Source organism: Caenispirillum salinarum AK4 (genome assembly GCF_000315795.1).
Lineage (GTDB): Bacteria > Pseudomonadota > Alphaproteobacteria > Rhodospirillales > Rhodospirillaceae > Caenispirillum > Caenispirillum salinarum.
Genome location: NZ_ANHY01000009.1, coordinates 1 through 11865 on the forward strand (window position 1 = coordinate 1; position 11865 = coordinate 11865).

The 11865-nt window shown below is 66.6% G+C and carries 13 protein-coding genes; 4 read left to right on the forward strand and 9 right to left on the reverse strand.

Features of this window, described 5'->3' with window-relative positions; translation table 11 throughout:
* The 3 genes from C882_RS10825 to C882_RS10835 all read left to right on the forward strand — a co-directional run.
* Window positions 1-756 (forward strand): UDP-glucose dehydrogenase family protein (locus tag C882_RS10825; protein ID WP_043645023.1); only part of this gene is annotated, 756 nt, incomplete at its 5' end.
* 113 nt (window positions 757-869) lie between these two features.
* Window positions 870-2501, forward strand: coding sequence for an alpha-D-glucose phosphate-specific phosphoglucomutase (locus C882_RS10830; protein ID WP_009540637.1), 1632 nt, complete (start codon window positions 870-872; stop codon window positions 2499-2501).
* A 384-nt stretch (window positions 2502-2885) separates the two neighbouring features.
* Window positions 2886-3083, forward strand: coding sequence for a hypothetical protein (locus C882_RS10835; RefSeq protein WP_009540638.1), 198 nt, complete (start codon window positions 2886-2888; stop codon window positions 3081-3083).
* Window positions 3084-3204: 121 nt separating this feature from the next.
* Here the strand turns inward: C882_RS10835 and C882_RS10840 are convergent, their stop codons facing one another.
* The 9 genes from C882_RS10840 to C882_RS10880 all read right to left on the reverse strand — a co-directional run bounded on the left by C882_RS10840 (window position 3205) and on the right by C882_RS10880 (window position 11212).
* Window positions 3205-4248 carry an Acg family FMN-binding oxidoreductase gene (locus tag C882_RS10840; protein WP_009540639.1) on the reverse strand — a complete coding sequence of 348 codons (1044 nt, stop codon included), beginning with the start codon at window positions 4246-4248 and terminating at the stop codon, window positions 3205-3207.
* Window positions 4249-4430: 182 nt separating this feature from the next.
* Window positions 4431-4718: a hypothetical protein gene (locus C882_RS10845; RefSeq protein WP_009540640.1), complete on the reverse strand. Its 288-nt coding sequence runs from the start codon at window positions 4716-4718 to the stop codon at window positions 4431-4433.
* 146 nt (window positions 4719-4864) lie between these two features.
* Complete coding sequence (locus C882_RS10850) at window positions 4865-5203, reverse strand: HesB/IscA family protein (RefSeq protein ID WP_009540641.1); 339 nt, start codon at window positions 5201-5203, stop codon at window positions 4865-4867.
* A 57-nt stretch (window positions 5204-5260) separates the two neighbouring features.
* Window positions 5261-5731, reverse strand: a complete 471-nt coding sequence (locus tag C882_RS10855) for an SUF system Fe-S cluster assembly protein (RefSeq protein ID WP_009540642.1) — start codon at window positions 5729-5731, stop codon at window positions 5261-5263.
* Entirely contained in the window at window positions 5728-7005 is a 1278-nt protein-coding gene (locus C882_RS10860) for a cysteine desulfurase (protein WP_009540643.1), read from the reverse strand. The genes C882_RS10855 and C882_RS10860 overlap by 4 nt, the downstream gene beginning before the upstream one ends.
* A 24-nt stretch (window positions 7006-7029) precedes the next feature.
* Window positions 7030-8382: a Fe-S cluster assembly protein SufD gene (gene sufD, locus C882_RS10865; RefSeq protein WP_009540644.1), complete on the reverse strand. Its 1353-nt coding sequence runs from the start codon at window positions 8380-8382 to the stop codon at window positions 7030-7032.
* 43 nt (window positions 8383-8425) lie between these two features.
* Window positions 8426-9193 carry a Fe-S cluster assembly ATPase SufC gene (gene sufC, locus C882_RS10870; protein WP_009540645.1) on the reverse strand — a complete coding sequence of 256 codons (768 nt, stop codon included), beginning with the start codon at window positions 9191-9193 and terminating at the stop codon, window positions 8426-8428.
* Window positions 9194-9207: 14 nt separating this feature from the next.
* Window positions 9208-10701 carry a Fe-S cluster assembly protein SufB gene (gene sufB, locus C882_RS10875; protein ID WP_009540646.1) on the reverse strand — a complete coding sequence of 498 codons (1494 nt, stop codon included), beginning with the start codon at window positions 10699-10701 and terminating at the stop codon, window positions 9208-9210.
* 82 nt (window positions 10702-10783) lie between these two features.
* A complete protein-coding gene (locus C882_RS10880) occupies window positions 10784-11212 on the reverse strand; it encodes an SUF system Fe-S cluster assembly regulator (protein ID WP_009540647.1) in 429 nt (142 codons plus the stop codon).
* Window positions 11213-11394: 182 nt separating this feature from the next.
* Here C882_RS10880 and C882_RS10885 point away from each other — a divergent pair, with 182 nt between their 5' ends.
* On the forward strand, window positions 11395-11838 hold the full coding sequence (locus C882_RS10885) for a SufE family protein (protein ID WP_009540648.1): 444 nt from the start codon (window positions 11395-11397) through the stop codon (window positions 11836-11838).
* Window positions 11839-11865: the final 27 nt, after the last annotated feature.

An 11865-nucleotide genomic window follows, 5' to 3' on the forward strand; every position in this document is an offset into this window, starting at 1 on the left:
ACGCCGATCCTGTTCACCAACCTGGAAACGTCGGAGATGATCAAATACGCCGCCAATACCTTCCTGGCGGCGAAGATCACCTTCATCAACGAGGTCGCCGATCTGTGCGAGAAGGCCGGCGCCGACGTCCACGACGTCGCCAAGGGCATCGGTCTGGACAACCGCATCGGGCGCAAGTTCCTGCACCCCGGCCCGGGCTACGGCGGATCGTGCTTCCCCAAGGACACGCTGGCCCTGGTGCGCACCGCACGCGACCTCGACAGCCCGCTGCGCATCATCGAGACGGTGGTCGACATCAACGCCAAGCGCAAGAAGGCCATGGCCGAGCGCATCATCGCCGCCGCCGGCGGCAGCCTCGCGGGCAAGACGGTCGCCATTCTGGGCCTGGCCTTCAAGCCCAACACCGACGACATGCGCGACGCCCCGGCGCTGGACATCGTCCCCGCGCTTCTGGAGGCCGGCGCGGAAGTGCGGGCCTTCGACCCCGAGAGCATGGACGAGGCGAAAAAGCTGCTGGACGGTATCACCTACTGCGACAATGCCTACGACACCATGGAAGGGGCCGACGTGCTGGCGATCCTGACCGAGTGGAACGAGTTCCGCTCGCTGGACCTGGCGCGGGTGAAGCGCCTGATGGCGGCGCCGGTGATGGTCGACCTGCGCAACATCTACGAGCCCGAGATGATGGCCGACGCCGGCTTCACCTATTCGTCCGTCGGCCGCCCCTGGCCCTACGGCCGCAAGGGCGAGGCCTGATCCTGCCTTGCGGGGCCGCGTCCTGCGGCCCCTTTTCGCGCGTTGAACGAACGGGCGGCGGGCTGTCTGCCGCCGCGCCACCCTTCATCCACCCCGACCGTGGAGGATGTTCCATGTCCGTCAAGACCGTCGCCACCACGCCCTTCGACGGCCAGAAGCCCGGCACCTCGGGCCTGCGCAAGAAGGTGTCCGTCTTCCGGCAGCCGAATTACCTGGAGAATTTCGTCCAGTCCATTTTCGACAGCCTGGAGGGGTTTGCGGGCAAGACGCTGGTGGTCGGCGGGGACGGCCGCTTCTACAACCGCACCGCCGTGCAGACCATCCTGAAGATGGCCGCCGCCAACGGGTTCGGCCGGGCGAAGGTGGGGCAGGGGGGCATCCTGTCCACGCCGGCGGTGTCCTGCGTCATCCGCGAACACCAGGCCTTCGGCGGCATCGTCCTCTCGGCCAGCCACAATCCTGGCGGGCCGGACGAGGACTTCGGGATCAAGTACAACGTCTCCGCCGGCGGGCCGGCGCCCGAGAAGGTGACCAACGCCATCCACGCCCGCACTCAGGAGATCAGCGCGTACCGCATCCTGGACGCCGGCGACGTGGACCTGGACGTGCCAGGCGAGCAGACGCTCGGCGACATGGTGGTGGAGGTCATCGACCCCGTGGCGGACTATGCGGCGCTGATGGAAAAGCTGTTCGACTTCGATGCCATCCGCGCGATGTTCCAGGGCGGCTTCCGCATGCGCTTCGACGCCATGCACGCGGTCACTGGTCCCTATGCCCGCGAGATCCTGGAAAACCGCCTGGGCGCCCCGGCCGGCACGGTGATGAACGGCGAGCCGCTGGAGGACTTCGGCGGTGGTCACCCGGACCCCAACCTGGTCCACGCCAAGGAACTGGTGGAGATCATGTACGGCCCCGACGCGCCCGACCTGGGCGCTGCGTCCGACGGTGACGGCGACCGCAACATGATCCTGGGGCCGCACACCTACGTCACGCCGTCCGACAGCCTGGCGATCCTGACCGCCAATGCGCATCTGGCGCCGGGCTACGCCAAGGGCGTGGCGGGTGTGGCGCGCTCCATGCCCACCAGCCGCGCCGCCGACCGGGTGGCGGAAAAGATGGGCATCGCGGCCTACGAAACGCCGACGGGCTGGAAGTTCTTCGGCAACCTGCTGGACGCCGGCAAGGTGACGCTGTGCGGCGAGGAGAGCTTCGGCACGGGCTCCGACCACGTGCGCGAGAAGGACGGCCTGTGGGCGGTGCTGATGTGGCTCAACGTCCTGGCCGCGCGGAAGGAGGGTGTCGCCGACATCCTGCGGGCCCACTGGGCGGAATACGGCCGCACGTTCTATTCCCGCCACGATTACGAGGGCCTTGAGGGCGCGGCGGCGGAAGACCTGATGAATGCCCTGCGCGGCAAGCTGTCGGGGCTGTCGGGCACCACGCTGGGCGGCCGCACCGTCGCGCTGGCCGACGATTTCGCCTACACCGATCCGGTGGACGGCTCGGTGGCCGAGAAGCAGGGCATTCGCATCGGGTTCGAGGACGGCGCGCGCATCGTCTACCGCCTGTCCGGCACGGGCACCGCCGGCGCGACCCTGCGGGTCTACATCGAGCGGTACGAGCCCGATCCCGCGAAGCACGAGGGTGACACGCAGGAGGCCCTGGCTGACCTGATCGGCCTGTCCAAGGAAATCGCCGACATTCCCGGCAAGGTCGGCCGCGACGCGCCCACCGTCATCACCTGAGCCGCCACAATCCTTCTGCCCGAGTCGAAGCGACTCGCAAAACACCCCCGCCGGCTTCCGGCGGGGGTGTTTTCGGTGCGACTCGGCTTAATCCGGGGCGTTGGAGCGCATCGCCGGATGGCGTGCGACCAAGGCTCTACGACAACCCTTTTCGCGCCCGCCGGCCCAATATTTTGCGATCTGTGGATAAAACTGTGCAAGAACCTGTGCAGAGGGGTCAGGTTTAAGCAAGAGGAGGTAGGCTGGATCGGTGGTAGAGACATATCGAAGGAGGTAAAACCACCGCCTAGACCAAAGAATGCCCCAATGAACTCACTTTTTTGTCACGGCGATGGAACCCACCGTGTTATCAAGGCCTCAGTCACGTTCTTGGGGTTTCGTGTCATGCCGTTCGACTCAGTTCTCTATACAGCCGCCGACATCATGGTCGCCCCCGCCACCGGTCCCGACGGGGCGATCCTTGGATACCGCGTCACCACCATGGGCGGAGACGTCATCGCGGTCGTTCGCCACCGTGAGATCGCCATCGCCATCGCCGATGCGCAGCACCAGGAAGAGCGCCTTTCGCGCCATTTGCACTGAAACTTTTCAGTGACCGCGTCGCGACTGTCGTAGCAGCCGCGGAGCTGCGATCCAAGCCGGACTCGCACTCTTACCACGCATGAACTGCCCTCTCGGGGCTCCTCAACGCCACAGCGCCGACTCACTCCGCCCTTCGCACGAAGGCGGGGACGGGCAGTCGCGGCCCCGGCGGAGGGGCGGCAGGGCGGGCGTACCCGGTTCTCAGCACCATCTGCACCGTGTCCCGCGGCGCCTTCAGAAGGGCCGCCACGCGATCGCGCACGGCTGGTTCCTCCAGCATCTGGCTCATGGGATGCAGGCCGATGCCGTGACGCACGCCCCGCAGGCCAAGCCGCTGATACCGTTGCCCGGCATCGATGAGCGCGGGCGCCGAGGCATCGGGCGTGAACACGACGAACCATCCGGCCCCCTCCTGCGCCTGTCGGGTGGCCAGCGCCGTGCCCTGTTTGCGGAAGCCGGACGACAGCACCGTCGCTGGGGTGAAGACGGCGTGGGCGAGCCATCGAAGCGGCGCCGGCATCTCCATGCTCTCCGGCGTCAGACCCGTGGGCCTGCGGGCTTCCTCGGAGCGGCGCCAGCGGATCCAGTGCGACAGTTCCTCCTGCGCATCGTCCCGGGCGGTCTGGTGGCGCGCGCCCTCGGCCGCCGCCTCGGCCAGCCCGTCGGCCTCGTGGGTGCCGCGGCCGATGAAGCGCACGTCGGGCATGTCGTCGAGCAGGTCCGCGACCACATCATCGGGCAGCGGGTCCGGCCGCAGGCCACGGCGCCGGGTGCGCCGCGCCCAAATGGCTTCAAGGCCTGCCGGGTCGTCGGCGCGCGGGCCGTCCACCACGGAAAGGCGCACCTCGGGCCCGGGCGCGACCTCCACCTCGCGGACCGCCAGCCCCAGCGCCGGTGCGGCGGTTTCCAGCGTTTCGAGAAAGGCGCCGAGCGAAATGACGGCCTCCCGATCCTCGGGGTCCACGGCAGGCAGGCGGCGGTCCGGCGCGATGTCGAGCGTCCAGTGCCGCGCATCCCGCAAGGTGACACGCCAGGGCTGGGCGTTGTGCCCGCTGGGCGCGCGGGCGGCGGTTTCCAGCAGGGACAGACGGGCGTCGTCGAGCCCCAGGGCCCCGGCGTCGGTCGCGGAAGGGGAGGCGGTGGGGAGGCGGGAAGTTGACGGCATGGCGGGCCTCGTCTCGCGGGGTGGCACTGCGTCCGCTCGGTCACGATGCCATCCCTGACCGCGTCCGCCAACAGCGGCGCACGAAAAAGGCCGGCACCCATGAGTGCCGGCCCTGGCCGCGTCGCTCCCGCGGAGCCGAAGGCGTGTGCCGAGCACACGGTACGGCCCCGCGCGTATTCCCGTCAGGCGGCGAGCGCCCGCCGGTCGATCGACTTGTTCCGCCCCGCAACGGACATGGCCGTCCAGATCAGGCAGACCGGCCATGTGATCAGAAGCCCGAATCCCAGGGTGAACGTGCCGACGGCGAGGGTGACGACCAGCATGATGATCGCGCCGAGGATCGTCGCATAGATCATGCCCAGCGGGCCGAACAGCAGGGTCAGCAGCAGCGCCATGCCCATGCTCTTTTTCTGGGACAGCAGGACCTGGGCCCGGATGGCGCGATCGCTCGCGCCCGCATCATTCGACATATCTTCTTTCCCTTCTTCCGCTGTCCCGCGACAGCGTCACGATCTCGTGCCCGCCTTTTCCAGGCGGGCACCAGTAGTGATAAAGGGACAAGAAGAAAAGGGGAATAGGCCGAAGGGCATAAGCGCCTTCGAAGAAAGGACTCCGCTCAGCCGACCGAGAAGCTTTCGCCGCAACCGCAGCGCGCGGTCTCGTTCGGATTGGTGAAGGTGAAGCCGGACCGCAGTTTCCCTTCCTCGTAGTCCATGGTGGAGCCCAGCAGAAACATGAAGGCAGCGGGGTCGATGAAGATCTTCACACCCTTGTCTTCGATCATGTCCTCGAACGGCTTCTTCTCCTCGGCGTATTCCACCACATAGGACATGCCGGAACATCCGGTGGTCTTGACGCCCACGCGCAGGCCCTCCACGGGCTTGTCCGACTTGGCGATCAGGGTCTTCACGCGATCGGCGGCGGCGTCGGTCAGGGTGAGGACCGGAGCGCTCATGCCAACTCTCCTAAAACCAGGGTTCGTTCTCTCGTTGCCCACGATATGGGCCGCAAATCAGAACATATCCAGGGCGATCTTGGCCTCGTCGCTCATGCGCTCGGGCGTCCAGGGCGGCTCCCAGGTCAGTTCGACGTGGACCTTGCCCACGTTGTCGACGGCGGCCACGGCCTCGGCCACCTCGCCCGGCATCTCGCCGGCGACGGGGCAGGCCGGGGCGGTCAGGGTCATGACCACCGAGACGTCGCCGTCGGGCTTGATGTCGACGTTGTAGATCAGGCCCAGGTCATAGATGTTGACCGGGATTTCCGGGTCGTAAACGGTGCGCAGGGCCTCGACGATCTGGTCGTCGGTGGCCGGCTGCGTGCCCTCGGGCAGCTTCTCGCCGGCGTCGGCCGACAGGTCGCCTTCCGGCGGCGGCGGCTCGGGAGCCATCATCGGGGGACGCATCACGCTCATGTCGCTTGCCTCGTTGTCCTGCTGCGGGTCCTGCGGTCGGTTCGGGGTCAGAATGAAGTCGCGGGTCATCCGAAAATCTTGCGCACGCTGCCAAGGCCCTTGATGAGCCGGTCGATGTCGTCACGGGTGTTGTACATGCCCAGCGACGCGCGGCCCATGGCCGGTACGCCGAAGCGCTCCATCACCGGCTGCGCACAGTGGTGGCCGGCGCGGATGCACACGCCGGACTGATCCAGGATGGTGGCGATGTCGTGCGGATGGGCGCAGTCCATGGTGAAGCTCATCACCGCGCACTTGCCCGGCGTGGTGCCGTAGAGCGTCAGCCCCTCCACGCTGGCGAGCTGCTGCTGGGCGTAGTTGAGCAGGGCGTGCTCGTGCGCGGCGATCTTTTCCAGGCCCAGGGCCGAGACGTAGTCCATGGCCGCGCCCAGCGCAATGGCGGCGGAAATGGGCGGGGTGCCGGCCTCGAACTTGGCCGGCAGTTCGGCCCAGGTGGATTTCTCGAAGGTGACGGTGGCGATCATGTCGCCGCCGCCCTGCCAGGGGGGCATGGCGTCGAGCAGGGCTTCCTTGCCGTACAGGATGCCCACGCCGGTGGGGCCGTACAGCTTGTGACCGGAGAAGACATAGAAGTCGCAGTCCAGGTCCTGCACGTCGACGGGGATGTGCACGGCGCCTTGGCAGCCGTCGACCAGCACCCGCGCGCCGACGGCATGGGCGGCCTGGGTGATTTCCTTCACCGGCAGGACGGTCCCCAGTACGTTGGAAACATGCGCCACCGAAACGATCTTGGTGCGCTCGGTCAGCAGGCCCTTGAACGCCTCCAGGTCGAAGGCGCCGTCGTCGGTGATGGGCACGACCTTCAGCACCAGCCCCTTCTCGTCGCGCAGCATCTGCCACGGCACGATGTTGGAGTGATGTTCCAGTTCCGAAATGATGACCTCGTCACCCTCGGACAGGAAACTGCGACCGTAGGTGTTGGCGACCAGGTTGATGGCTTCCGTCGCGCCCTTGGTGAAGACCACCTCGCGGGTGCTCTCGGCGTTGATGAAGCGCCGGGCGATCTCGCGCGAACCCTCGTACAGGCTGGTGGACTTCTCCGACAGCGAGTAGGCGCCGCGGTGGACGTTGGCGTAGTCGTGCGTATAGAGGCTGGTAATCGCGTCTATCACCGCCTTGGGCTTCTGCGCGCTGGCGCCGCTGTCCAGGTAGGTGAGCGGCTTGCCGCGCACGGTCTGGGCCAGGATGGGGAAGTCGGCACGCACGGCCGCCACGTCGAAGCCGGGGGCCTCGGGCGCGATCGTTGCGGTTTCGGTACGGTCGACTGCATTCGCAGTTGTCATGGTTGCTCGTCCCCTAAACCTGTCTCAGCCCAGCGCCGGGTCGATGGTGTCGACCTGGCGGCGCTGCCAGCGATGGATGACCTCCTTGAAGGCCTCGCGGTTGGCCTCGCCGGGAATGCGCTCCACCACGTCGTCCAGGAAGCCCTCGATCAGCAGCATGCGCGCCGTCTCCGGGTCGATCCCGCGCGAGCGCAGGTAGAACAGCGCCACCGGGTCCAGTTCGCCGGTGGTGGCGCCGTGGCTGCACGTGACGTCGTCGGCGTAGATTTCCAGCTCGGGCTTGGTGTCGACCTCGGCCCCGCGCTCCAGCAGCAGCGCCTTGTGGAGCTGGTTGCCGTCGGTCTGCTGGGCCTCGCGGCGGACCAGGATCTTGCCCTGGAAGACGCCCTTGGCCTTGCCCGCCAGCACGCCCTTGTAGATTTCATTGGACGTGCACTCGGGCACGGCATGGTCGATGAAGCTGGTGGTGTCCATGTGCTGCGTGCCGGACGCGCCGTAGGCGCCGTTGAGGCGGCACTCGGCATGCCGGCCGGCCAGTTCCACCCGCAGGTCGTGGCGCGAGAGCTTTCCGCCCACCTGAAGCACGAAGCTGTCGTAGACGCCCTTGGCCTCCACCTTCACCGCCGTCGCCGCCACGTTGTAGGCCCTCTCCGGCAGGTTCTGGAGGATCTGATGGGTGAGCACCGCGTCCTGCGCCACATGGATTTCCGTCACCGCATTGCGCAGGCTCGGGGTGTCCGAGGTGGTGCCGATCCAGCTTTCCAGCACGGTCGCCACCGCACCGTTCTCCAGCACCACCACGTTGCGCGGCTGGTGGGCGGTCGGCTCGTCTTCCGCAGCGCTCACCTGCACGATGTGCAGCGGCTTTTCCAGCGCCGTGCCGGTCTTGACCCGCACGACGAAGCCGTCCTCCAGCGCGCCCTGGTTCAGGGCGGCGAAGGGCAGGTCGGCGGCATCCGCCAGGCGCCCGATGAAGGGCTCCACCGCGTGCGGCTCGGTCTCCAGCAGGGTGGCGAGGGTGGACACGGCGACACCCTTGGGCAGGGTGTCCAAGTCCGACATCTCGGCCGAGAAATGGCCGTTGACGAAGACCAGCACATGGGCGTCCAGTGTCAGTGCATCGCCGGCCGGAATGGTCTCCAGGCCGATTTCGTGCGCCGGGCGGGCCGGACGGAAGGGCACCTTCAGCATCTCGCGCAGGTTGGTGTACTTCCACTGCTCCACCTTCACCGTCGGCGCGCCGTGGGCCTGCCAGAGCTTGGCGCCTTCCTCGCGGGCGTGGCGCACCCAGGCGATTTGGCCGCCGGGCAGGGCGGAGCCGGCGCCGGGCAGGGTGTCGCTCAAGGCGGCGGGGGTGATGGCGTTGGTCTCGGCCATGATGTCTCTCTCGTCCTTCGTCCTCGCGGCGCGCGGCGTGTGCTTACGCGGCCTGCTCGGTGAACTCGGCGTAGCCCTTCTCTTCCAGCTCCAGCGCCAGTTCCTTGCCGCCCGACTTGACGATGCGGCCACCGGCGAAAACGTGCACGTAGTCGGGCACGATGTAGTTGAGCAGGCGCTGGTAGTGGGTGATGACCAGGAAGCCCCGGTCCGGGCTGCGCATGGCGTTCACGCCGTCCGACACCACCTTCAGCGCGTCAATGTCGAGGCCCGAGTCCGTCTCGTCCAGGATGCAGAAGGCGGGCTCCAGCATGGACATCTGCAGGGTCTCGGCGCGCTTCTTCTCGCCGCCGGAATAGCCCATGTTGACCGGGCGCTTGATCATCTCGTCGGGGATGTCCAGTTCCTTCTGCTTGGCGCGCAGCAGCTTGAGGAACTCCATGGGCTCGATCTCGCCCTCGCCACGGGCGCGGCGGCGGGCGTTGATGGCGGCCTTGAGGAACGTCGTGGTGCCGACGCCGGGGATCTCCACCGGGTACTGGAAGGCCAGGAAGATGCCCGCGACGGCGCGCTCGTCCGCCTCCATGTCGGCGATGTCCTTGCCGTTCAGCAGCACCTGGCCGCCGGTGACCTCGTAGCCCTCGCGCCCGGCGACGACGGCCGAGAGGGTCGACTTGCCCGCACCGTTGGGGCCCATCAGGGCGTGAACCTCGCCTGCGTTGATGGTCAGCGAGAGACCCTTGATGATCTCCTTGCCGTCGACGGAGGCGTGCAGGTCCTTGATCTCGATAAGCGGAGCCATATTCTTCATTCCCGTCCGTGTGATTACCCGACGCTGCCTTCGAGCGAAATGTTGACCAGCTTCTGTGCTTCCACGGCGAATTCCATGGGAAGCGTCTGGAGCACGTCCTTGCAGAAGCCGTTGACGATCAGGCCGACGGCCTCTTCCTGGTTGAGCCCGCGCTGCATGCAGTAGAACAGCTGGTCGTCGCTGATGCGGCTGGTGGTCGCCTCGTGCTCCACCTTGGCCGAGGGGTTCTTGCTCTCGATGTAGGGCACCGTGTGGGCGCCGCAGTCGCTGCCGATCAGCAAGGAGTCGCACTGCGTGAAGTTGCGCGCGTTCTCCGCCTTCGGCAGCACGCGCACCAGCCCGCGGTACGTCTGGTCGGCGCGGCCGGCGGAAATACCCTTGGAGATGATCTTCGACGACGTGTTCTTGCCGATGTGGATCATCTTGGTGCCGGTGTCGGCCTGCTGCATGTTGTTGGTGATGGCGACGGAATAGAACTCGCCCACCGAGTTGTCCCCCTGCAGGATGCAGGACGGATACTTCCAGGTGATGGCGGAGCCCGTCTCCACCTGCGTCCACATGACCTTGGAGTTGTTACCCCGGCAGGCGGCGCGCTTGGTCACGAAGTTGTAGACGCCGCCGCGCCCGTCCTCGTCGCCCGGATACCAGTTCTGCACCGTGGAGTACTTGATCTCGGCGTTCTCCAGCGCCACCAGCTCGACCACGGCGGCGTGCAGCTGGTTCTCGTCGCGCTGCGGGGCGGTGCAACCCTCCAGATAGCTGACGTAGCTGTCATCGTCGGCGATGATGAGCGTGCGCTCGAACTGGCCGGTGTTCTTCTGGTTGATGCGGAAGTACGTCGACAGCTCCATGGGGCAGCGCACGCCCTTGGGGATGTAGACGAAGCTGCCGTCGGTGAAGCAGGCCGAGTTCAGGCAGGCGAAATAGTTGTCGCCCTGCGGCACCACGCTGCCCAGGTACTTCTTCACCAGCTCCGGGTGATTCTGGATCGCCTCGGAGATGGAGCAGAAGATGACACCCTTCTCCTCCAGCTTCTTCTTATAGGTCGTGGCGACCGAGACCGAGTCGAACACCGCGTCCACGGCCACGTTGGAGCCCATGTCGGGCACGTCCGGCTGTCCGGCGCCCTCGACACCCGCGAGGATTTCCTGCTCCTTCAGCGGGATGCCCAGCTTCTCGTAGGTTTCCAGAAGCTTGGGATCGACCTCGTCCAGGCTTTTCGGCCCGGCCTTCTGGATGGGCGCTGCGTAGTAATACGCATCCTGATAGTCGATGGGCGGGAACTTGACCTTCTGCCAGCTGGGCTCCTCCAGGGTGAGCCACAGGCGATAGGCCTTCAGGCGCCATTCCAGCATCCATTCCGGCTCGTTTTTCTTGGCCGAAATGAACTTGATGATGTCCTCGTTCAGGCCCTTGGGCGCCGTCTCGACCTCGATGTCGGTCTCGAAGCCGTACTTGTAGCGCTCCATCTCGCGGACGGTCTTGACGGTGGATTCGGTCGCCGCCATGGCTGCTACGTCCCTTCAGAGTTCCAAGTGCTGGCGCGGTTCAAGCGCCGGTGTCGTTCGTCGATCGGGCGGGGCGGGCGGCCTATTGGGCCGGCACCCCGAACATGGGCTGGTCGGCCGCCATGTCGGCCAGGGAGACGGTGGCGAGCGCGCCGCGCACGGCGGTGTTCACCTGCGTCCAGTGGCCGTGCATGGGGCACAGGCTCTCGATCCCGCATTCCTCCTCGGCCTCCTCCACGCAGGAGGTCAGCGCGATGGGGCCCTCCACGGCCTGGATCATGTCCGCCACCGTAATCACGCCGGGCTCGCGCCCCAGCGCATAGCCGCCGCCGGCCCCGCGGACCGAGGTGACCAGCCCGTCGCGCGTGAGCGTCTTCATGATCTTGGACACGGTGGGCAGCGGCACCCCGGTTTCGGCGGCGATCTGCTGCGCCGAGCGAACCGTGCGCTTGCGCGCCATGTCCACCAGAAGCACTACGGCGTAGTCGGTCATGCGGTTGATGCGAAACATGCCGTTCCAGCCTTTCCCGGAGCCCGCCTTGCGGAAGCTCCTTGCATTACGGACTAATTCGGTCCCTTTTTAATAGGACCGCTCGGGTCCCATTTCAAGGGGAAACGCCGGTTCGCGGTTGAGGGTCGCGCCGTATTCCTTATGTTGGGCGCAACGACAGACGCATTCGGAGGATCAGTGGCATGGCGGGGACGCCGCAGGAAACCATCGACGAACTGGCGGAAAACTTCGCGCTGTTCGACGAGATGGAGGACAAATACGGCTACATCGTCGACCTGGGCCGCCAGATGGACGCCCTGCCGGATTCCGAGAAGGGCGACGAGACCAAGGTCACCGGCTGCATGAGCCAGGTGTGGATCAAGCCGACGGTCGACGACGGCGATCCGCCGCGCCTGCATTTCCGCGGCGACTCGGACGCCTTCATCGTGAAGGGCCTGATCGCCATCCTGCTGAAGGTCTATTCCGGCCGCACGGCCGAGGAAATCCTGTCCGTCGACCCGGCCGAGATGATGCACCGGCTGGAACTGGAAAACCACATCAGCCCCAACCGCCGCAATGGTCTGGTCAGCATGGTGGAGACCATTCGCAATTACGCGAAGCGCCTGCGGGAGAAACAGGAGGCGTGAGGCGGGCGGCCGCATTCCGGGGGGCAG

What these genes read in the sequence shown, in the direction of transcription:
- sufB (WP_009540646.1), bottom strand. Translation starts at nt 10,701, where the DNA reads ATGGCGGCGACCGAATCCACCGTCAAGACCGTCCGCGAGATGGAGCGC.
- sufC (WP_009540645.1), bottom strand. Translation starts at nt 9,193, where the DNA reads ATGAAGAATATGGCTCCGCTTATCGAGATCAAGGACCTGCACGCCTCC.
- C882_RS10830 (WP_009540637.1), top strand. Translation starts at nt 870, where the DNA reads ATGTCCGTCAAGACCGTCGCCACCACGCCCTTCGACGGCCAGAAGCCC.
- C882_RS10835 (WP_009540638.1), top strand. Translation starts at nt 2,886, where the DNA reads ATGCCGTTCGACTCAGTTCTCTATACAGCCGCCGACATCATGGTCGCC.
- C882_RS10860 (WP_009540643.1), bottom strand. Translation starts at nt 7,005, where the DNA reads ATGACAACTGCGAATGCAGTCGACCGTACCGAAACCGCAACGATCGCG.
- sufD (WP_009540644.1), bottom strand. Translation starts at nt 8,382, where the DNA reads ATGGCCGAGACCAACGCCATCACCCCCGCCGCCTTGAGCGACACCCTG.
- C882_RS10850 (WP_009540641.1), bottom strand. Translation starts at nt 5,203, where the DNA reads ATGAGCGCTCCGGTCCTCACCCTGACCGACGCCGCCGCCGATCGCGTG.
- C882_RS10845 (WP_009540640.1), bottom strand. Translation starts at nt 4,718, where the DNA reads ATGTCGAATGATGCGGGCGCGAGCGATCGCGCCATCCGGGCCCAGGTC.
- C882_RS10840 (WP_009540639.1), bottom strand. Translation starts at nt 4,248, where the DNA reads ATGCCGTCAACTTCCCGCCTCCCCACCGCCTCCCCTTCCGCGACCGAC.
- C882_RS10885 (WP_009540648.1), top strand. Translation starts at nt 11,395, where the DNA reads ATGGCGGGGACGCCGCAGGAAACCATCGACGAACTGGCGGAAAACTTC.
- C882_RS10855 (WP_009540642.1), bottom strand. Translation starts at nt 5,731, where the DNA reads ATGACCCGCGACTTCATTCTGACCCCGAACCGACCGCAGGACCCGCAG.
- C882_RS10880 (WP_009540647.1), bottom strand. Translation starts at nt 11,212, where the DNA reads ATGTTTCGCATCAACCGCATGACCGACTACGCCGTAGTGCTTCTGGTG.